The following is a 21,556-nucleotide window of genomic DNA, read 5'->3' as shown; positions in this document are numbered from 1 at the left end:
TGTTATGTCCACCCATCTGGTCTGGTTTCGCCGCGATCTCCGTCTGCATGACCATCTTGCCCTTGCCGCCGCCTGTCGCCACCGCTCCGCGCGCGTCGTGGCGCTGTTCATCTCCACGCCTGGACAGTGGGCGAACCATGAAATGTCACCGCGGCAGGCCGCCTTTATCCAGGCCCAGTTGACCGCCTTACAAAAGGCGCTGGCGGAAAAGGGCATTCCGTTACTGTTTGAGGAGGTCGATGATTTTGCGGCCAGCATCGACGTGGTGAAATCGGTGTGTGAACAGCAGGACGTCAGCCATCTGTTCTACCACTACCAGTACGAAGTGAATGAGCGTGAGCGCGATGCGGCAGTGGAACGCGCGTTACCTGATGTGGTTTGCGAAGGGTTTGATGACAGCGTGATCCTGCCGCCAGGTTCGGTGATGACGGAAAATCATGAGATGTATAAAGTCTTCACGCCGTTTAAAAACGCCTGGCTAAAACGGCTGAAGGAGGGGATGCCGGTGTGTGTTCCCGCGCCCGAACGGCGTGAAGGGCATGAGGTTTCGACATCGCTGCCTCCGATTAACCTTAACTATCCGCAGCAGGATTTTGACCAGACCCTTTTCCCGGTAGACGAGAAAGCTGCGATTGCCCGGCTGCGTCAGTTTTGCCAGCAGGGCGCGGGCGAGTACGAAGCACGACGTGACTTCCCGGCGATTGAGGGCACCAGTCGTTTGTCCGCCAGTCTGGCAACGGGGGGCTTGTCGCCACGCCAGTGCCTGCATCGCCTGCTGGCGGAACAGCCGCAGGCGCTGGACGGCGGCACGGGCAGCGTCTGGCTGAACGAACTCATCTGGCGCGAGTTTTATCGTCATCTGATGACGTACCATCCCAAACTGTGCAAACACCGCCCCTTTATCCTCTGGACCGATCGCGTGCGCTGGCGGGACAGCGCGGCCCATTTTCAGGCCTGGCAAGAAGGAAAAACGGGTTATCCGATTGTCGATGCGGCGATGCGGCAACTGAACGCCACCGGCTGGATGCATAACCGCCTGCGGATGATTACGGCCAGCTTCCTGGTGAAAGATCTGCTGATCGACTGGCGTAAAGGCGAGCGTTATTTCATGACGCAACTGATTGATGGCGATCTCGCCGCAAATAACGGCGGCTGGCAGTGGGCGGCCTCCACCGGAACCGACGCCGCGCCGTACTTCCGCATTTTTAACCCGACGACGCAGAGTGAAAAGTTCGACTGCGACGGTGAGTTTATCCGCCAGTGGATCCCAGAACTGAGCGATGTACCGGGCAAGGCGATACACGAACCGTGGAAATGGGCGACAAAAGCGGGCATCACGCTCGACTATCCGCAGCCTATTGTCGATCACAAACAGGCGCGCGTGGAGACGCTTGCCGCGTATGAGGCCGCGCGAAAAAGCTGACGGTGACTATGCGGTCTGGCGCCATAAATATTCAGAAGGACGCGTGTAAACCCGTCCTCTTTTTTATGGTTTAATGCGGGGCGATGGTTTCTTAATATGGCTAATAATTGTCTATCGACGAACAGGCACAGGGACGCTATGTTAACGGAGTGCATAAATAAACAAGGGATCGATGATGAAAAACACCGAACTGGAGCAACTGATCAACGAGAAACTGAACAGCGCCGCCATCAGCGACTACGCGCCAAACGGTTTACAGGTTGAAGGCAAAGAGACGGTGCAGAAAATTGTCACCGGCGTGACCGCCAGTCAGGCGTTACTGGATGAAGCGGTGCGTTTGCAGGCCGATGCGGTCATCGTTCATCATGGTTATTTCTGGAAAGGCGAGTCCCCGGTGATTCGCGGAATGAAGCGCAATCGCCTGAAAACACTGCTGGCGAATGACATTAACCTCTACGGCTGGCATCTCCCGCTGGATGCGCATCCGGAACTGGGCAACAACGCACAGCTGGCGTCCCTGCTGGGCATCACCGTGCTGGGGGAAATCGAGCCGCTGGTTCCCTGGGGCGAACTGGCGATTCCGGTGCCGGGGCTGGAACTGGCGTCGTGGATTGAAGCGCGTCTTGGACGCAAGCCGCTGTGGTGCGGTGATACCGGGCCGGATACCGTTAAACGTGTTGCCTGGTGCACCGGCGGTGGACAAAGCTTCATCGACAGCGCCGCGCAGGCTGGCGTCGACGCCTTTATCACCGGCGAAGTTTCTGAACAAACCATCCACTCTGCCCGTGAACAGGGGCTGCATTTCTACGCCGCCGGACACCATGCTACCGAACGCGGCGGGATCCGTGCGCTCAGCGAATGGCTGACGGAGAACACCGATTTGGATGTGACATTTATTGATATTCCCAACCCTGCATAACCCGCCTCATAAGGGCTATTTTACTTGCCATTCTGGCCCTGGGCAGTGCTCAAAATCCTCACGTACTCCCTGTACGCTCCGGTTTTTGCGTGCTGTCCGAGTCCAGACTGGCTGCGACAATAACGCCTGATGAAGCGGGTGGTAAGAACAAGAGGAACGCAAGTGCAACGAGCGCGTTGTTATCTGTTAGGTGAAACGGCGGTGGTGCTGGAGCTTGAGCCGCCGGTGACGCTGGCGAGCCAGAAACGTATCTGGCGACTGGCCCAGCGTTTGGTTGAGACACCAAACGTTGTTGAGGCTATTCCTGGAATGAACAATATCACCGTGATCCTGCGCGACCCGCAAACGCTGGCGCTGGATGCGATTGAACGCCTGCAACGCTGGTGGGAGGAGAGTGAGGCGCTGGAGCCTGACTCGCGCTATATCGAAATTCCGGTGACCTACGGCGGTGCTGGCGGTCCCGATCTGGCAGACGTTGCCCGCCACAGCGGTCTGAGCGAAAAGCAGGTGGTGGAACTGCACGCGTCGGTCGAGTACGTGGTCTGGTTTTTAGGTTTTCAGCCCGGATTCCCGTATCTCGGCAGCTTACCGGAACAACTGCACACGCCAAGACGCGCTGAGCCGCGGCTGATCGTTCCGGCGGGGTCGGTGGGTATCGGCGGGCCGCAAACGGGGATTTATCCGCTGCCAACCCCCGGCGGCTGGCAACTGATCGGACACACCGCGCTGCCGCTGTTCGACCCGAAAAAAGAGCAACCGGTTCTCCTGCGCCCCGGCGATAGCGTGCGCTTTATCCCGCAGAAGGAGGGGGTATGCTGAATATTATTCGCGCGGGACTGTACACCTCGGTTCAGGACGGCGGTCGGCACGGTTTTCGTCAGTCAGGCGTCAGCCACTGCGGCGCGCTGGATAAACCCGCGATGCAAATCGCCAACCTGTTGGTGGGCAATGAGGCCAGTGCGCCAGTACTGGAAATTACCCTTGGGCAGTTAGTGGTGGAGTTTGAAACCGACGGCTGGTTTGCCCTGACCGGTGCGGGATGTGAAGCGCGACTGGACAATCACCCCGTCTGGACAGGCTGGCGTCTGCCGGTAAAAGCGGGCCAGCGTCTGGCGCTGAAGCGTCCGCAGCACGGTATGCGCAGCTATCTTGCGCTGGCGGGCGGCATCGACGTGCCGGAAGTGATGGGGTCTTGCAGTACCGATCTCAAAGTGGGCATTGGCGGGCTGGAAGGTCGTCTGCTCAAAGATGGCGACCGGCTGGCCATCGGCAAACCCCGACGCACGTTCAGGGAGGCGCTGGGGGTAAAACAGCTGCTGTGGGGGAACCGCATTCGGGCGCTGCCGGGGCCGGAGTATCACGAATTTGACGCGGTTTCGCAGGAGTCGTTCTGGCGATCGCCGTGGCATCTCAGTCCGCAGAGTAACCGGATGGGCTACCGCTTACAGGGGCAGCCGTTGACGCGAACGACGGATCGGGAACTGGTGTCGCACGGTCTGCTGCCTGGTGTGGTTCAGGTACCGCACAACGGCCAGCCGATTGTGTTAATGAATGATGCCCAGACGACCGGCGGCTATCCGCGCATCGCCTGTATTATCGAGGCTGACATGTACCATCTGGCGCAGATCCCGCTCGGTCAACCCATTCACTTTGTTCAGTGTTCGCTGGAGGAGGCGCTGAAAGCGCGTCAGGACCAACAGCGCTATCTGGAACAACTCACATGGCGACTCAACGATGAACATTGATTTAAATGCGGACCTCGGTGAAGGCTGCGCCAGCGATGGTGCGCTGTTGACGCTGGTCTCATCGGCTAACATTGCCTGCGGATTTCATGCCGGCGATGCGCAAACCATGCTGGCAAGCGTGCGTGAAGCGCTGAAAAATGGCGTTGCCATTGGCGCGCATCCGAGCTTTCCGGATCGGGAAAACTTTGGCCGCACGGCGATGACGCTGCCTGCACAAACGGTCTACGCACAAACGCTGTATCAAATCGGCGCGCTGGCGGCAATGACCCGGGCGGAGGGCGGCGTCATGCGTCATGTGAAACCTCACGGCATGCTCTACAACCAGGCGGCGAAAGATCCGCAACTGGCGGATGCCATTGCGAAGGCGGTGCACGCCTGCGATCCGGCGCTGATTCTGGTCGGCCTGGCGGGAAGCGAACTGATCCGCGCGGGTGAGCGCTACGGTCTCGCCACGCGTCAGGAGGTGTTCGCCGATCGTGGTTATCTGGCGGATGGCAGCCTGGTGCCGCGCAGCCAACCGGGCGCGCTAATTGAAGACGAAGAACAGTCGCTGGCACAAACGCTGGAGATGGTTGAGCGCGGACGCGTAAAAAGCCTCACCGGTGAATGGGCAAGCGTCATCGCGCAGACGGTTTGTATTCATGGCGATGGCGAACACGCGCTGGCCTTCGCCCGTCGTTTACGCTCGGCATTTGAATCACGCGGTATCAAGATTGTCGCATAAGAATTGACGCAGCCCCCACTGAGGGGCTGTGCATATAAAAACACCACAACAAAACACAACATACAGGAATGGATTATGGGAGATGCAATAACTCTCTGGCCACTGATGGGCATCGCCGTCATTGTGGTTGGATTTCTTTTACGTTTTAACCCGGTGCTGGTGGTCATTGTCGCCGGAATCGTCACTGGACTGGCGGCGCAAATGCCGTTCGCCACGATCCTCGAAAAGCTGGGCGAAGGTTTTCTCAACACCCGCAACCTGCCGTTTATCCTGCTGATCCCGCTGGCGGTTATTGGCCTGCTCGAGCGTCACGGTCTGAAAGAACGCGCTCAGGCGTGGATTGCCAAAATTCAAAGCGCCACGTCAGGTCGCCTGCTGATTGTCTATCTGTTCATTCGTGAGGCTACCGCTGCGCTGGGGCTGACCAGTCTGGGCGGACATCCGCAAATGGTGCGCCCGCTGTTAGCGCCAATGGCGGAAGGGGCAGCGGAGAAAACGTACGGGACATTGCCCGGCGCGGTGCGCTACCGCCTGCGGGCGATGTCGGCGGCGACGGATAACGTGGGACTCTTCTTTGGTGAGGATATCTTCGTGGCGTTCGGCGCGATTATCTTCATGCACAACTTTATGCTGGAGTCCGGCGGCATTCAGACCGAGCCGCTGCACATTGCCCTGTGGGGGATCCCGACGGCCCTGTGCGCCTTTGTGATCCACGGTACGCGACTGTGGCGACTGGATAACTATCTGCAACGCGAGATGGCGAAAGCCGGTTCTGTCGACACCCGCAAAGGAGAGGCGCAATGAATTTTCAGCAAAGCTACCTCTACTGGCTGGCGGGGATCGTTCTGCTCATTGTCGCCATCATGTCCTGGCAGGACAAAGCCAATCCGCGTCGGTTGACGACGGGGCTATTCTGGGGCGTCTACGGGCTGTTGTTCTTACTGGGCGACTGGACATATCAACTGGTGGGCGACAAACGTACGGTCAACATTGCCGTGGGCGTCGCGGTGGTGTTAATGGCGCTGATCGCCGGCTTTGGCGGCGTGAAATTGGGGAGTTATCATCAGCGTACCCGCGAGCAGCGTGAAGAGAGCGCCACGCGTCTGGGGAACCGCCTGTTTTATCCGGCGCTGGCCATTCCGGTTGTCACCGTGATTGGTGTGCTGATGTTCAACCATATTCCGGGATTGCAGGATGCCCTGTTTGGACCGGGCAATCACGCCACGCTGGTGACGCTGTTCTCGATGACCGCAGGCTCGCTGATTGGTCTGGGTATGGCGATTAAAATGACCCATGAGAAGGTGCATCAGCCAGTCCAGGAGGCGCGCCGCCTGCTGGATTCCATCGGTTGGGCATTTATTCTGCCGCAGATCCTCGCGACGTTAGGGCTGCTGTTTACGGCGGCAGGCGTCGGCAGCGGAATTTCATATCTTACGCAAGAGTATCTGGCCGTCGACAGCCGCTTCATTGCGGTGGCGGTGTATACCGTTGGGATGGCCCTGCTGACGATGGTGATGGGCAATGCGTTTGCCGCCTTCCCGATTGTCACGGCGGGGATTGGCATTCCGATTCTGGTGCTCCAGCACGGCGGGAATCCGGCGGTGATGGCGGCCATCGGGATGTTCTCCGGCTATTGCGGCACGCTGATGACGCCGATGGCGGCGAACTTTAACATTGTGCCCGCCGCGCTGCTGGAACTGCCGGATAAAAACGCGGTCATTAAAGCGCAGGTGCCGACCGGTGTGCTGTTACTGCTCGTTAACGTGTTCCTGATGTATTTCCTGATGTTCCTGTAAGGAGGACGGATGAAAACAGTCTTAATTACCGGGTTTGAGCCCTTCGGCGGCGAGCAGGTTAACCCTTCCTGGGAAGTGGTCTCTCGCCTCGACAATGCTATCATCGCGGAGTGTCGCGTGGTGGCACGCCAACTGCCGTGTGTGTTTGGCGACGCGCTCAGTGTGCTGAACTCGGCCATTGATACGCTCTCTCCGTCGCTGGTGTTGGCGATCGGTCAGGCGGGCGGACGTACGGATATCACCGTTGAGCGCGTGGCTGTCAACGTCGACGACGCCCGTATCCCGGACAATAAAGGCCAACAGCCGGTGGATGAGCCGATTGTTGTCGGCGGGCCTGCGGCCTGGTTTAGCACGCTGCCGATCAAAGCGATGGTGGCGGCGATGCGTGAAGCCGGCGTGCCAGCGTCGGTATCACAGACGGCGGGGACGTTTGTCTGCAACCATGTGATGTACGGATTGCTGCACAAACTGAGCGGCAGTGCGGAGGTGAAGGGGGGATTCATCCATATCCCTTATCTGCCGCAGCAGGCGGCGGCGCATCCGGGGGCACCCAGTATGGCGGCGGAAACGGTGCGTCTGGCGCTGGAGGTGGCGATCGCCACCGCATTACAGGTCGACGATGACATCGCCGTGACGGGTGGTGCCACGCACTAATCTTCTCAGATAAGGACAGAACCATGCCTGAAGGCCCGGAAATCCGCCGCGCGGCGGATAACCTGGAGGCGGCGATCAAAGGCAAACCCTTGACGGATGTCTGGTTTGCCTTTGCGCAGTTAAAACCGTATCAATCCCCGCTGGTGGGGCAGACCGTCACGGCGATGGAGACGCGCGGCAAAGCGCTGCTGACCCATTTTTCCGATGGCCTGACGCTCTACAGCCATAACCAGCTGTATGGCGTCTGGCGCGTGGTGGACAGTGGCGACACGCCGCAAACCACCCGCGTTCTGCGCGTTAAACTGCAAACGGCGGACAAAACCATTCTGCTCTACAGCGCGTCTGATATTGAAATGTTGACGCCGGCGCAACTGACCACCCATCCCTTTCTGCAGCGGGTCGGACCGGACGTGCTGGACCCGCGCCTGACGCCTGATGAGGTGAAAACCCGGTTACTCTCACCGCGTTTTCGCAACCGCCAGTTTTCTGGTTTGCTGCTGGATCAAGCCTTTCTTGCCGGGCTGGGGAACTATCTGCGGGTGGAGATCCTCTGGCAGGTGGGATTAACCGGTCAGCATAAAGCCCGCGATCTCAGCGAGGTGCAACTGGAAGCGTTATCGCATGCGCTGTTGGATATTCCGCGCCTGTCGTATACCACGCGCGGTCAGGCGGATGACAACAAACATCATGGCGCGCTGTTTCGTTTTAAGGTGTTCCACCGCGACGGTGAACCCTGCGAGCGCTGCGGCGGGATCATCGCAAAAACCACGCTCTCTTCCCGCCCGTTTTATTGGTGTCCACATTGCCAGCATTAATGCGCCTGTCGTGGCGCCTTTGCTGAAATAAAGCGGGCGATGGCCGGGCCGGTAAGGAGAATACTGAACAGGCGCAGGGTTTGCATCGCCATAATCAGCGTCATATCGGCGTGACTGCCGGCGGCAATCACCGCAACCGTATCCAGCCCGCCTGGGCTGGTGGCGAGATAGGCGGTTAAAAAGTCAATCTGCATATAGTGGGCGAGCCCCCAGGCCATCGCCGCACAAATCGCCAGTAAGGCGAAGATAGAGACCAGGATCTGCGGCAACGGTCGCAGTGCCATAATAAATACCTGCTTGTCGAACCCGAGACCAATCTGCCAGCCTATAATCATATAGGCTATTGCCAGCAGCCATTCCGGCAGTTCAATTACCATCACGCCGCTCGCGTGCAGCACTGCGCCGACCAGCATCGGCACCAGCATCGTACCGGAGGGAATGCGCAGCACCCGTCCAATAACGCTGGCTACCGCCGCTAGCAGCAGCGTAGTGAACAAATTGCCGCTCAGCGGCGGGAACCACTCAATCTGTTGGCTGACGGCTTCCGCGCTTTCGCCCATGATAAACCGCGTCACCAGCACCGCCGCTCCGGCGACAAACAGCACCCGCAGATACTGCATAAAGGCGACCAGACGGATGTCCGCGCCGTAATCCTGGGCCATTGCAACCATCGCCGCCGCGCCGCCAGGCGATGAGCCCCACGCGCCGGTGTTACCCGGTAGCGAACTGTAGCGCACCAGCAGCCAGCCGACGACCGTGCTGGAGAGCAGCGTCACCAGCAGCACCGCCAGAACCACTACCCAGTTTGCCGCCAGCGTCGTTAATAATGAGCCTGACAAATTCTGCGCAATCATACAGCCAAGAATGGCCTGCGCGCCGAGGAACGTACAGCGAGGGAGTCGCAGGGAGATACCGCGAAGACTAAACAGAATACCGGTGATCATCGGGCCGAGCAGTAACGCCGCCGGAAGATGAATGCTGAGAAAGAGCAGGGACAGAAGGAGTGACAGCAAAAACAACAAGCCCCACTGCAGAACTGGCATCCTGTGCTCCCGGAAGAAAATGAACAAACTATCCGTAAATCATAGAGAAGGGCAAAGAAGATTAATATAACGAGGGTCAAGAAAAGGTAGGGAAGTTGCCGGATGGCGCTAACGCTTATCCGGCCTACGAATTGACAACCGTAGGCCGGATAAGACGCGGTAGCGTCACCATCCGGCAGTCTGACGATTAATGCTTAAGGTCAGATTTAAAGTCACGCTTGTCGTAGCCGGTATACAGCTGACGCGGACGAGCGATTTTCATGCCATCGGTATGCATTTCGCTCCAGTGCGCAATCCAGCCAACGGTACGCGCCATCGCGAAGATAACCGTGAACATGGAAGACGGGATCCCCATCGCTTTCAGGATGATACCGGAGTAGAAGTCGACGTTCGGGTAGAGTTTCTTCTCGATGAAGTACGGGTCGTTCAGCGCGATGTGTTCCAGCTCCATCGCCACTTCCAGCAGGTCATCTTTGGTACCCAGCTCTTTCAGTACTTCGTGGCAGGTCTCACGCATCACGGTCGCACGCGGATCGTAGTTTTTGTAAACACGGTGACCGAAGCCCATCAGGCGGAAAGAGTCATTCTTGTCTTTCGCACGACGAACAAATTCCGGAATGTGTTTAACCGAGCTGATTTCTTCCAGCATTTTCAGCGCCGCTTCGTTCGCGCCGCCGTGTGCTGGTCCCCACAGGGAAGCAATACCCGCCGCGATACAGGCAAACGGGTTCGCGCCAGACGAGCCGGCAGTACGTACGGTCGAGGTGGACGCGTTCTGTTCATGGTCGGCGTGCAGGATCAGGATACGGTCCATTGCGCGTTCCAGTACCGGGTTCACTTCATAAGTTTCGCACGGCGTGGAGAACATCATGTTCAGGAAGTTACCGGCGTAGGAGAGGTCATTACGCGGATAAACAAACGGCTGGCCGATAGAATATTTGTAACACATCGCCGCCATCGTCGGCATTTTGGACAGCAGACGGAATGCTGCGATTTCGCGGTGGCGCGGATTGTTAACATCCAGAGAGTCGTGATAGAACGCGGCGAGCGCACCGGTGATCCCGCACATCACCGCCATCGGATGTGAATCGCGGCGGAAAGCGTGGAACAGACGGGTGATTTGCTCATGGATCATCGTATGGCGGGTCACGGTGGTTCTGAACGCGTCGTATTCTGCCTGCGTCGGTTTTTCACCGTTCAGCAGGATGTAACATACTTCCAGATAGTTAGACTCGGTGGCTAACTGATCGATCGGGAAGCCGCGATGTAACAAAATTCCTTCATCGCCGTCGATGAACGTAATTTTTGATTCGCAGGATGCAGTAGAGGTGAAACCAGGGTCAAAAGTGAACATCCCCTTTGAACCCAGGCTACGAATATCAATAACATCTTGACCTAGCGTGCCCTTCAGCACATCCAGTTCAATAGCAGTATCACCATTTAGCGTGAGTTTTGCTTTTGTGTCAGCCATTTACGGTCTCCTTAGCGCCTTATTGCTTAAGACTACTCAGGTGAGATTTGCCATCGATACATCAATCAACCGTTACCAGTTTGTTATTCGGCTCGCCGCTCTGGATAGAGGAGAAAACCAGGGTACAGAGCAATGGGCGCTTGCAGGTAAATCAGTTAACTCATGGTGAATTAGCAACAAATCAACAACTTAGCAATCCGAATTATTCAACCTGTCTATCACTATTAACTGTACTGAAGGGATCGGTCAATATCTTCCTACTGTTGCATAACTTATTTGCAGGTTAAAGAGTGACCCCATAACTTTTACGCATTATATGCTTTTTCTGGTGTTGTTTGTAACAACTTTGTTTAATGATTGTCAAATCAGATGATTAAAAATTAAATAAATGTTGTTATCGTGACCTGTGTCACTGTTCGGGATAAAACCCGACAAACTATATGTAGGTTAATTGTAATGATTTTGTGAACGTCCTATACTGCCGCCAGGTCTCCGGAAACCCCTGCAATCCCGAGCCACCCAGCGTTGTAACGTGTCGTTTTAGCATCTGGAAGCAGTGTTTTACATGACGCGCAGTTATAGAAAGGACGCTGTCTGACCCGCACGCAGACCGGAGGAAGGAAATCCCGTCGTCTTTCAGGCTACAGGAGATTCACTCTCTGTACCCGAAGTCCAAAGGGAATAATAAGAACAGCATGTGGGCGTTATTCATGATAAGAAATGTGAAAAAACAAAGACCTGTCAATCTGGATCTACAAACGATCCGGTTCCCAATCACGGCGATAGCGTCCATTCTCCATCGCGTTTCCGGAGTGATCACCTTTGTGGCGGTCGGGATCCTGTTGTGGTTACTGGGCACCAGCCTCTCTTCCCCTGAAGGATTCCAACAGGCATCCGCCATCATGGGTAGCTTTTTTGTTAAATTTATTATGTGGGGCATCCTCACCGCGCTGGCGTATCACGTCGTGGTCGGCGTGCGTCACATGATGATGGATTTTGGTTATCTGGAAGAAACATTCGAAGCGGGTAAACGCTCTGCCAAAATCTCTTTTGTTATCACTGTCGTGCTTTCACTTCTCGCAGGAGTCCTCGTATGGTAAGCAACGCCTCCGCACTAGGACGCAATGGCGTACATGACTTCATCCTGGTCCGTGCTACCGCTATCGTTCTGACGCTATACATCATCTATATGGTGGGTTTCTTCGCTACAAGCGGCTCACTTACCTGGGAAGTCTGGACCGGTTTCTTCTCATCGGCTTTCACCAAAGTCTTCACCCTGCTGGCACTTTTCTCCATCTTGATTCATGCCTGGATCGGCATGTGGCAGGTGTTGACCGACTACGTTAAACCACTGGCAATTCGTTTGCCGCTGCAGCTGGCTATCGTCGTTGCACTGGTGGTTTACGTGATTTATGGATTCGTTGTGGTGTGGGGTGTGTAATGAAACTGCCAGTCAGAGAATTTGATGCTGTAGTCATTGGTGCAGGCGGCGCAGGTATGCGCGCAGCGCTGCAAATTTCCCAAAGCGGCCAGACCTGTGCGCTGCTGTCCAAAGTGTTCCCGACCCGTTCCCATACCGTTTCCGCGCAGGGTGGCATCACCGTTGCGCTCGGTAATACCCATGAAGATAACTGGGAATGGCACATGTACGACACCGTTAAAGGGTCGGACTACATCGGTGACCAGGACGCGATCGAATATATGTGTAAAACCGGCCCGGAAGCGATTCTGGAACTGGAACACATGGGGCTGCCGTTCTCCCGTCTTGACGATGGCAAAATTTACCAGCGTCCGTTTGGCGGCCAGTCGAAAAACTTCGGCGGCGAGCAGGCGGCACGTACCGCGGCGGCGGCTGACCGTACCGGTCACGCGCTGCTGCATACGCTGTATCAGCAGAACCTGAAAAACCACACCACGATTTTCTCCGAGTGGTATGCGCTGGATCTGGTGAAAAACGCCGATGGCGCGGTGGTCGGTTGTACCGCACTGTGCATCGAAACCGGTGAAGTGGTCTACTTCAAAGCCCGCGCTACGGTGCTGGCGACCGGCGGCGCAGGCCGTATCTATCAGTCCACCACTAACGCCCACATTAACACCGGTGACGGCGTGGGTATGGCTATCCGCGCGGGCGTGCCGGTGCAGGATATGGAAATGTGGCAGTTCCACCCCACCGGTATTGCCGGCGCGGGCGTTCTGGTGACAGAAGGCTGTCGCGGCGAGGGCGGTTATCTGCTGAACAAACACGGCGAGCGCTTTATGGAGCGTTATGCCCCGAATGCGAAAGACCTTGCGGGTCGTGACGTGGTGGCGCGTTCCATCATGATCGAAATCCGTGAAGGTCGCGGCTGCGACGGCCCGTGGGGCCCGCATGCTAAACTGAAACTCGACCATCTGGGTAAAGACGTTCTTGAATCCCGTCTGCCGGGTATCCTGGAACTGTCCCGTACCTTTGCGCACGTTGACCCGGTGAAAGAGCCGATTCCGGTTATCCCAACCTGTCACTATATGATGGGCGGTATTCCGACCAAAGTGACCGGTCAGGCGCTGACGGTGAACGAGCAGGGTGAAGACGTGGTGATCCCAGGGCTGTTTGCCGTGGGTGAAATCGCCTGCGTATCGGTACACGGTGCTAACCGTCTGGGCGGTAACTCGCTGCTGGATCTGGTGGTGTTTGGTCGTGCGGCAGGTCTGCATCTGCAGGAATCTATCGCCGAGCAGGGCGAACTGCGCGACGCCACAGAAGACGAAATCGATGCTTCCCTGGCGCGTCTGAACCGCTGGAACAACAACCGTGATGGTGAAGATCCGGTGGCGATTCGCAAAGCGCTGCAAGAATGTATGCAGCATAACTTCTCGGTCTTCCGTGAAGGCGATGCGATGGCGAAAGGGCTGGAAGAGTTGAAAGCTATCCGCGAGCGTTTGAAAAATGCCCGTCTGGACGACACCTCCAGCGAATTTAACACCCAGCGCGTTGAGTGTCTGGAGCTGGATAACCTGATGGAAACGGCTTACGCGACCGCCGTGTCCGCCAACTTCCGTACCGAAAGCCGTGGCGCGCATAGCCGCTTCGACTTCCCGGAGCGTGATGATGCAAACTGGCTGTGCCATTCCCTGTATCTGCCAGAGACGGAATCCATGACCCGACGTGAAGTCAACATGGAACCGAAACTGCGCCCGGCATTCCCGCCGAAGATTCGTACTTACTAATGCGGAGACAGGACAATGAAACTCGAGTTTTCAATTTATCGCTATAACCCGGATGTTGATGACGCTCCGCGCATGCAGGATTACACCCTGGAAGGCGAAGAAGGGCGCGACATGATGCTGCTGGACGCGTTGATGCAGCTCAAAGAGAAAGACCCCACGCTCTCTTTCCGCCGCTCCTGCCGTGAAGGCGTGTGCGGTTCAGACGGCGTGAACATGAACGGGAAGAACGGTCTGGCTTGCATTACGCCAGTGTCAGCGCTGGTTCAGCCTGGTAAGAAAATTGTTATCCGTCCGCTGCCCGGATTGCCGGTGGTCCGCGATTTGGTAGTAGACATGGGGCAATTCTATGCACAATATGAGAAGATTAAGCCTTACTTATTGAATAATGGGCAAAATCCGCCAGCTCGCGAGCATTTACAGATGCCTGAGCAGCGTGAAAAACTTGATGGGCTGTATGAATGTATTCTGTGCGCATGCTGCTCAACATCTTGCCCATCCTTCTGGTGGAATCCGGATAAGTTTATCGGCCCGGCAGGTCTGTTAGCTGCGTATCGCTTCCTGATCGACAGCCGTGATACTGAAACCGACAGCCGTCTGGAAGGGATAAGTGATGCATTCAGCGTATTCCGCTGTCACAGCATCATGAACTGCGTCAGTGTATGTCCTAAGGGACTGAACCCGACGCGCGCCATCGGCCATATTAAGTCGATGCTGTTGCAACGTAGTGCGTAAGTAGACATTGCCCGCGGTGGCAATCCTGTAGGCCGGATAAGACGTTTACGTCGCCCTCCGGCACATTTTGCCTGATGGCGCTTCGCTTATCAGGCCTACGGGGTCGCCATCCGGCAAATGAGTGCAGGAAACCTCTAAAAACTGCCCCCTATGTTTGACAGTTTTTAAAGGTTCCTTAGCGGACGCAGATCACACGACAGTCCGTAACAAGTGAACCCCGGCACGCATACGGCGTATGCGTGGTAGTATCCACGGCGAAGTAAGCATATAAATGCTTAAGGGATCACGATGCAGAACAGCGCTTTGAAAGCCTGGTTGGACTCTTCTTACCTCTCTGGCGCAAACCAGAGCTGGATAGAACAGCTCTATGAAGACTTCTTAACCGATCCTGACTCGGTAGACGCTAACTGGCGTTCGACGTTCCAGCAGTTACCTGGCACCGGAGTCAAACCGGATCAATTCCATTCCAAAACACGTGATTATTTCCGTCGTCTGGCGAAGGATGCCTCACGTTACTCTTCTTCAATTTCCGACCCTGACACCAATGTGAAGCAGGTAAAAGTCCTGCAGCTCATTAACGCTTATCGCTTCCGTGGTCACCAGCATGCGAATCTCGATCCGCTGGGACTGTGGCAGCAAGAAACTGTGGCCGATCTGGATCCCTCCTTCCACGATCTGACAGAGGCCGATTTCCAGGAAAGCTTTAACGTAGGTTCTTTTGCCGGCGGCAAAGAGACGATGAAGCTGGGTGAGTTGATTTCTGCGCTCAAACAAACGTACTGCGGCCCGATTGGCGCTGAGTACATGCACATCACCAGCACCGAAGAGAAACGCTGGCTGCAACAGCGGATCGAATCCGGTCGCGCCGCATTCAGCGGTGAAGAGAAAAAACGCTTCCTGAGCGAACTGACCGCAGCAGAAGGTCTGGAACGTTACCTGGGCGCGAAATTCCCGGGGGCGAAACGCTTCTCGCTGGAAGGCGGCGATGCGTTAATTCCAATGCTCAAAGAGATGATCCGCCATGCTGGCAACAGCGGCACCCGTGAAGTGGTGCTGGGGATGGCGCACCGTGGTCGTCTGAACGTACTGGTCAACGTGTTGGGTAAAAAACCGCAGGACCTGTTCGACGAATTTGCGGGCAAACATAAAGAACATCTCGGCACCGGTGACGTGAAGTACCACATGGGCTTCTCGTCAGATATCGAAACCGAAGGCGGTCTGGTTCACCTGGCGCTGGCGTTTAACCCGTCGCACCTGGAAATCGTCAGCCCGGTGGTGATTGGTTCCGTGCGTGCACGTCTGGACCGACTGGACGAACCCAGCAGCAACAAAGTCCTGCCGATCACCATTCACGGGGACGCCGCGGTCACCGGGCAGGGCGTGGTTCAGGAAACCCTGAACATGTCGAAAGCGCGGGGTTACGAAGTGGGCGGTACCGTTCGCATCGTCATCAACAATCAGGTGGGCTTCACCACCTCTAACCCGCTGGATGCCCGCTCCACCCCGTACTGCACCGACATTGGTAAAATGGTACAGGCGCCTATCTTCCACGTGAATGCGGACGATCCGGAAGCGGTCGCGTTCGTGACGCGTCTGGCGCTGGACTTCCGTAACACCTTCAAACGCGACGTCTTCATCGATCTGGTGTGCTACCGCCGTCACGGCCACAACGAAGCCGACGAGCCGAGCGCAACCCAGCCGCTGATGTATCAGAAAATCAAAAAGCATCCGACCCCGCGCAAAATCTACGCTGATAAGCTGGAAGCGGATAAGGTCGCGACGCTGGAAGATGCCACTGAAATGGTCAACCTGTATCGCGACGCGCTGGACGCGGGCGAATGCGTGGTGAAAGAGTGGCGTCCGATGAACATGCACTCCTTTACCTGGTCGCCGTACCTCAACCACGAGTGGGATGAAAACTACCCAAGCCAGGTGGAGATGAAGCGTCTGCAGGAACTGGCGAAACGCATCAGTACGGTGCCGGAAGCGGTGGAAATGCAGTCACGCGTCGCGAAGATTTACGGCGATCGTCAGGCGATGGCCGCCGGTGAGAAGCTGTTCGACTGGGGCGGCGCCGAGAATCTGGCCTACGCCACGCTGGTTGATGAAGGTATTCCGGTTCGTCTGTCCGGTGAGGACTCAGGTCGCGGCACCTTCTTCCACCGTCACGCGGTTATTCACAACCAGGCGAACGGTTCAACCTATACCCCGCTGCAGCATGTGCATAACGGACAGGGTTCCTTCCGCGTCTGGGACTCCGTGCTGTCTGAAGAAGCGGTACTGGCATTCGAATACGGCTACGCCACGGCGGAACCGCGTACCCTGACTATCTGGGAAGCGCAGTTCGGTGACTTCGCCAACGGTGCACAGGTGGTTATCGATCAGTTCATCTCCTCCGGCGAGCAGAAATGGGGCCGGATGTGTGGCCTGGTGATGCTGCTGCCGCACGGTTACGAAGGGCAGGGGCCGGAGCACTCCTCCGCGCGTCTGGAACGTTATCTGCAGCTTTGCGCCGAGCAAAACATGCAGGTGTGCGTACCGTCTACCCCGGCACAGGTGTATCACATGCTGCGTCGTCAGGCGCTGCGCGGAATGCGTCGTCCGCTGGTGGTCATGTCGCCGAAATCGCTGCTGCGCCATCCGCTGGCCGTCTCCAGTCTGGATGAACTGGCTAACGGCACCTTCATGCCGGCCATCGGCGAAGTTGATGACCTCGATCCGAAAGGCGTGAAGCGCGTGGTGATGTGTTCTGGTAAGGTTTATTACGACCTACTGGAACAGCGTCGCAAGAACAACCAGAAAGATGTCGCCATTGTGCGCATCGAACAACTCTATCCTTTCCCGCATCAGGCGATGCAGGAAGTATTAAAACAGTACGCTCACGTACATGATTTTGTCTGGTGCCAGGAAGAGCCGCTCAACCAGGGCGCATGGTACTGCAGCCAGCATCATTTCCGTGAAGTAATTCCATTTGGGTCCGCTCTGCGTTATGCAGGTCGCCCGGCCTCCGCCTCTCCGGCGGTAGGGTATATGTCCGTTCACCAGAAACAGCAACAAGATCTGGTTAATGACGCGCTGAACGTCGATTAATTAAAGGATAAATAATGAGTAGCGTAGATATTCTTGTTCCCGACCTGCCTGAGTCCGTAGCGGACGCGACTGTTGCCACCTGGCACAAAAAACCGGGTGATGCAGTGGTTCGTGACGAAGTGCTGGTAGAAATCGAAACTGACAAAGTGGTACTGGAAGTACCGGCATCAGCGGACGGCATTCTGGATGCGGTTCTGGAAGATGAAGGCACGACCGTGACTTCGCGCCAGATCCTGGGTCGCCTGCGTGAAGGCAACAGCGCCGGTAAAGAAACCAGCGCGAAGTCTGAAGAAAAAGCGTCCACCCCGGCGCAGCGTCAGCAGGCCTCTCTGGAAGAACAAAACAACGATGCGCTGAGCCCGGCGATCCGTCGCCTGCTGGCTGAGCACAACCTCGACGCCAGTGCTATCAAAGGCACCGGTGTAGGTGGTCGCATCACCCGTGAAGATGTGGATAAGCACCTGGCAAAAGCGCCTGCGAAAGCCGAGGCCAAAGCCGCATCAGCCGCGCCTGCTGCAGCTGCACAGCCAGTTCTGGGTGCGCGCAGCGAAAAACGCGTACCGATGACCCGTCTGCGCAAACGCGTTGCCGAGCGTCTGCTGGAAGCGAAAAACTCCACCGCCATGCTGACGACCTTCAACGAAGTCAACATGAAGCCAATTATGGATCTGCGTAAGCAGTACGGTGAAGCGTTTGAAAAACGTCACGGCATCCGTCTGGGCTTCATGTCCTTCTACGTGAAGGCCGTGGTGGAAGCGCTGAAACGCTATCCGGAAGTGAACGCCTCTATCGATGGCGACGACGTGGTGTATCACAACTACTTCGACGTGAGCATGGCGGTTTCTACGCCGCGCGGTCTGGTGACCCCGGTTCTGCGTGACGTTGATACGCTGGGTATGGCTGACATCGAGAAAAACATCAAGACGCTGGCAATCAAAGGTCGTGACGGCAAGCTGACGGTAGAAGATCTGACGGGCGGTAACTTCACCATCACCAACGGTGGTGTGTTCGGTTCCCTGATGTCCACGCCGATCATCAACCCGCCGCAGAGCGCGATCCTCGGGATGCACGCGATTAAAGATCGTCCGATGGCGGTAGATGGCAAGGTGGAAATCCTGCCGATGATGTACCTGGCGCTGTCCTACGATCACCGCCTGATCGATGGTCGCGAATCCGTGGGCTTCCTGGTGGCGATTAAAGAACTGCTGGAAGATCCGACACGTCTGCTGCTGGACGTGTAGTAAACAAGAGTATCACCTGCCCGTAGGCCGGATAAGGCGTTTACGCCGCCATCCGGCATTGATGAGATGCCTGATGGCGACGCTCCCGCGTCTTATCAGGCCTACGGTTTAAAGATAACGATTACCTGAAGGATGGACAGAACACATGAACTTACATGAATACCAGGCAAAACAACTTTTTGCCCGCTATGGCTTACCGGCGCCGGTGGGTTATGCCTGTACTACTCCGCGTGAAGCTGAAGAAGCGGCATCGAAAATCGGTGCAGGTCCGTGGGTAGTAAAATGTCAGGTTCACGCGGGTGGCCGTGGTAAAGCGGGCGGTGTGAAAGTGGTCAAAAGCAAAGAAGAGATTCGCGCTTTTGCTGAACACTGGCTGGGCAAACGTCTGGTGACCTATCAAACAGACGCCAACGGTCAACCGGTAAACCAGATTCTGGTTGAAGCAGCGACCGATATCGATAAAGAGCTGTACCTGGGCGCGGTGGTTGACCGTAGCTCCCGTCGCGTGGTTTTCATGGCCTCCACCGAAGGCGGCGTAGAAATTGAAAAAGTCGCGGAAGAAACCCCGCACCTGATCCACAAAGTTGCGCTCGATCCGCTGACCGGCCCAATGCCGTATCAGGGACGCGAGCTGGCGTTCAAACTGGGTCTGGAAGGCAAACTGGTTCAGCAATTCACCAAAATCTTCATGGGTCTGGCGACGATTTTCCTTGAGCGCGACCTGGCGCTGATCGAAATCAACCCGCTGGTTATCACTAAGCAGGGCGATCTGATCTGCCTCGACGGCAAACTGGGCGCTGACGGCAACGCGCTGTTCCGCCAGCCGGATCTGCGTGAAATGCGCGATCAGTCTCAGGAAGATCCGCGTGAAGCGCAGGCTGCGCAGTGGGAACTGAACTACGTCGCACTGGATGGCAACATCGGCTGTATGGTTAACGGCGCGGGTCTGGCGATGGGCACCATGGACATCGTGAAACTGCACGGCGGCGAACCGGCTAACTTCCTTGACGTTGGCGGCGGCGCAACCAAAGAGCGTGTGACCGAAGCGTTCAAAATTATCCTCTCTGACGACAACGTTAAAGCGGTTCTGGTTAACATCTTCGGCGGTATTGTGCGCTGCGATCTGATCGCTGACGGCATCATCGGTGCGGTAGCGGAAGTGGGTGTTAACGTACCGGTCGTGGTTCGTCTGGAAGGCAACAACGCCGAACTCGGCGCGAAGAAACTGGCTGACAGCGGCCTGAATATTATTGCAGCGAAAAGTCTGACGGATGCAGCTCAGCAGGTTGTTGCCGCAGTGGAGGGGAAATAATGTCTGTTTTAATCAATAAAAACACCAAGGTTATCTGTCAGGGTTTTACCGGTAGCCAGGGGACGTTCCACTCCGAACAGGCGATTGCTTACGGTACGCAGATGGTTGGCGGCGTAACGCCAGGTAAAGGCGGTACCACGCACCTGGGTCTGCCAGTGTTCAACACCGTGCGTGAAGCGGTTGAAGCAACGGGCGCAACCGCAACGGTTATCTACGTTCCGGCACCGTTCTGCAAAGACTCCATTCTGGAAGCGATCGACGCAGGTATCAAACTCATCATCACTATCACCGAAGGTATCCCAACGCTGGATATGCTGACCGTGAAGGTGAAACTGGATGAAGCCGGCGTACGCATGATCGGGCCGAACTGCCCGGGCGTTATCACCCCTGGCGAATGCAAAATCGGCATCATGCCGGGTCACATCCATAAGCCAGGTAAAGTGGGTATCGTCTCCCGCTCCGGTACGCTGACCTATGAAGCGGTTAAGCAGACCACCGACTACGGTTTCGGCCAGTCCACCTGTGTGGGCATCGGCGGCGACCCGATCCCGGGCTCTAACTTTATCGACATCCTGAAACTGTTCCAGGAAGATCCGCAGACCGAAGCGATCGTGATGATCGGTGAGATCGGCGGTAGCGCAGAAGAAGAAGCGGCTGCTTACATTAAAGATCACGTCACCAAACCGGTGGTTGGCTACATCGCCGGTGTGACCGCGCCGAAAGGCAAGCGCATGGGTCACGCAGGGGCCATCATCGCTGGGGGTAAAGGGACAGCAGATGAGAAATTTGCTGCCCTGGAAGCTGCTGGCGTGAAAACCGTTCGCAGCCTCGCCGATATCGGCGAAGCGCTGAAAGCCGTGATTAAGTAAGACTCAAATAAGCAATAAAACAGTCTACTCCCCTTCATTTACCCGTGATGAAGGGGCAAAGACTGGTCCAGTTTCGACATGGTTGGCCATCTGATGATGGCCTTTTTTTTGTCCTTATTTTTGAATGTGTTGTAATCCGGAAAAGCAGGTACACCATTTTCTTTTCTCATTCATCACCTCTCATCTATCTCTGAACTAGCCGGTCAGTATCGATTGTCAGTAAACCCGAACGGTCTTTTACTCGCATCACTGCAGCGTGTTCCTAACGGAATCGACTTGTCTGACAGGATCTGCCTTCGTGGTTAAGCGACAGAACTGATGGCGATTGTTTTTAATGCATTGTTTTTTAGATGAAAAAAATGACTACCTTAACAGGGGGAATTTTTAGTGTGAAGCACCGCACAAAAAAACGTCGCTACTATTGAAGCGAAATCGTACGAGGTATAGCTTTAAGTCACTTGAACATAGTTGTCTATGTACAACCATGACCGACAGTAGATATGTTAAATGAAAAT

At 56.1% G+C, this 21,556-nt stretch carries 19 protein-coding genes; 17 read left to right on the top strand and 2 right to left on the bottom strand.

Annotation, left to right across the window (positions count from 1 at the left end; translation table 11 throughout):
* Window positions 1–4: 4 nt before the first annotated feature.
* The 9 genes from phrB (at window position 5) to GBC03_22405 (ending at window position 8,076) form a co-directional block, all read left to right on the top strand.
* Entirely contained in the window at window positions 5–1,423 is a 1,419-nt protein-coding gene (phrB, locus tag GBC03_22445) for a deoxyribodipyrimidine photo-lyase (protein ID QFS72765.1), read from the top strand.
* 175 nt (window positions 1,424–1,598) lie between these two features.
* The gene (locus GBC03_22440) at window positions 1,599–2,342 is read left to right on the top strand and encodes a type 2 GTP cyclohydrolase I (protein QFS74104.1); all 744 of its coding nucleotides are present in this window, start codon (window positions 1,599–1,601) and stop codon (window positions 2,340–2,342) included.
* 162 nt (window positions 2,343–2,504) lie between these two features.
* On the top strand, window positions 2,505–3,161 hold the full coding sequence (gene pxpB, locus GBC03_22435) for a 5-oxoprolinase subunit PxpB (protein QFS72764.1): 657 nt from the start codon (window positions 2,505–2,507) through the stop codon (window positions 3,159–3,161).
* The gene (locus GBC03_22430) at window positions 3,155–4,087 is read left to right on the top strand and encodes a 5-oxoprolinase/urea amidolyase family protein (protein QFS72763.1); all 933 of its coding nucleotides are present in this window, start codon (window positions 3,155–3,157) and stop codon (window positions 4,085–4,087) included. The genes pxpB and GBC03_22430 overlap by 7 nt, the downstream gene beginning before the upstream one ends.
* Complete coding sequence (pxpA, locus tag GBC03_22425; protein QFS72762.1) at window positions 4,077–4,811, top strand: 5-oxoprolinase subunit PxpA; 735 nt, start codon at window positions 4,077–4,079, stop codon at window positions 4,809–4,811. The genes GBC03_22430 and pxpA overlap by 11 nt, the downstream gene beginning before the upstream one ends.
* Before the next feature lie 75 nt (window positions 4,812–4,886).
* Entirely contained in the window at window positions 4,887–5,615 is a 729-nt protein-coding gene (locus GBC03_22420; protein QFS72761.1) for a DUF969 family protein, read from the top strand.
* Window positions 5,612–6,607, top strand: coding sequence for a DUF979 family protein (locus GBC03_22415; GenBank protein ID QFS72760.1), 996 nt, complete (start codon window positions 5,612–5,614; stop codon window positions 6,605–6,607). Before GBC03_22420 ends, GBC03_22415 begins: the two co-directional genes overlap by 4 nt.
* A 9-nt stretch (window positions 6,608–6,616) precedes the next feature.
* Window positions 6,617–7,261, top strand: coding sequence for a pyroglutamyl-peptidase I (pcp, locus tag GBC03_22410; GenBank protein ID QFS72759.1), 645 nt, complete (start codon window positions 6,617–6,619; stop codon window positions 7,259–7,261).
* Between the two features lie 23 nt (window positions 7,262–7,284).
* Window positions 7,285–8,076 (top strand): endonuclease VIII, encoded by a 792-nt coding sequence (locus tag GBC03_22405; GenBank protein ID QFS72758.1) that lies wholly within the window; start codon window positions 7,285–7,287, stop codon window positions 8,074–8,076.
* Here GBC03_22405 and GBC03_22400 read toward each other — a convergent pair.
* Window positions 8,073–9,119 (bottom strand): AbrB family transcriptional regulator, encoded by a 1,047-nt coding sequence (locus GBC03_22400; GenBank protein QFS72757.1) that lies wholly within the window; start codon window positions 9,117–9,119, stop codon window positions 8,073–8,075. The two genes, GBC03_22405 and GBC03_22400, sit on opposite strands and share 4 nt — an antisense overlap.
* A 187-nt stretch (window positions 9,120–9,306) precedes the next feature.
* Window positions 9,307–10,590: a citrate synthase gene (locus GBC03_22395; GenBank protein ID QFS72756.1), complete on the bottom strand. Its 1,284-nt coding sequence runs from the start codon at window positions 10,588–10,590 to the stop codon at window positions 9,307–9,309.
* A gap of 710 nt (window positions 10,591–11,300) precedes the next feature.
* Here GBC03_22395 and sdhC point away from each other — a divergent pair.
* From sdhC to sucD, 8 genes are all read left to right on the top strand, one after another.
* A complete protein-coding gene (gene sdhC, locus GBC03_22390) occupies window positions 11,301–11,690 on the top strand; it encodes a succinate dehydrogenase cytochrome b556 subunit (protein ID QFS72755.1) in 390 nt (129 codons plus the stop codon).
* Window positions 11,684–12,031 carry a succinate dehydrogenase membrane anchor subunit gene (sdhD, locus tag GBC03_22385; protein QFS72754.1) on the top strand — a complete coding sequence of 116 codons (348 nt, stop codon included), beginning with the start codon at window positions 11,684–11,686 and terminating at the stop codon, window positions 12,029–12,031. The genes sdhC and sdhD overlap by 7 nt, the downstream gene beginning before the upstream one ends.
* On the top strand, window positions 12,031–13,797 hold the full coding sequence (sdhA, locus tag GBC03_22380; protein QFS72753.1) for a succinate dehydrogenase flavoprotein subunit: 1,767 nt from the start codon (window positions 12,031–12,033) through the stop codon (window positions 13,795–13,797). The genes sdhD and sdhA overlap by 1 nt, the downstream gene beginning before the upstream one ends.
* A gap of 15 nt (window positions 13,798–13,812) precedes the next feature.
* Window positions 13,813–14,529, top strand: a complete 717-nt coding sequence (gene sdhB / locus GBC03_22375; protein ID QFS72752.1) for a succinate dehydrogenase iron-sulfur subunit — start codon at window positions 13,813–13,815, stop codon at window positions 14,527–14,529.
* A gap of 288 nt (window positions 14,530–14,817) precedes the next feature.
* Window positions 14,818–17,619 carry a 2-oxoglutarate dehydrogenase E1 component gene (sucA, locus tag GBC03_22370; GenBank protein QFS72751.1) on the top strand — a complete coding sequence of 934 codons (2,802 nt, stop codon included), beginning with the start codon at window positions 14,818–14,820 and terminating at the stop codon, window positions 17,617–17,619.
* Window positions 17,620–17,633: 14 nt separating this feature from the next.
* Window positions 17,634–18,860, top strand: a complete 1,227-nt coding sequence (gene odhB / locus GBC03_22365) for a 2-oxoglutarate dehydrogenase complex dihydrolipoyllysine-residue succinyltransferase (protein ID QFS72750.1) — start codon at window positions 17,634–17,636, stop codon at window positions 18,858–18,860.
* 145 nt (window positions 18,861–19,005) lie between these two features.
* Window positions 19,006–20,172: an ADP-forming succinate--CoA ligase subunit beta gene (gene sucC, locus GBC03_22360; protein ID QFS72749.1), complete on the top strand. Its 1,167-nt coding sequence runs from the start codon at window positions 19,006–19,008 to the stop codon at window positions 20,170–20,172.
* On the top strand, window positions 20,172–21,041 hold the full coding sequence (gene sucD, locus GBC03_22355; GenBank protein QFS72748.1) for a succinate--CoA ligase subunit alpha: 870 nt from the start codon (window positions 20,172–20,174) through the stop codon (window positions 21,039–21,041). Before sucC ends, sucD begins: the two co-directional genes overlap by 1 nt.
* The last annotated feature ends 515 nt before the right edge of the window (window positions 21,042–21,556 follow it).

This window comes from Citrobacter telavivensis (assembly GCA_009363175.1).
Taxonomy (GTDB): domain Bacteria; phylum Pseudomonadota; class Gammaproteobacteria; order Enterobacterales; family Enterobacteriaceae; genus Citrobacter_A; species Citrobacter_A telavivensis.
Note: the sequence above shows the minus strand (reverse complement) of the source record. Positions and strands in the feature narration are given on the sequence as shown.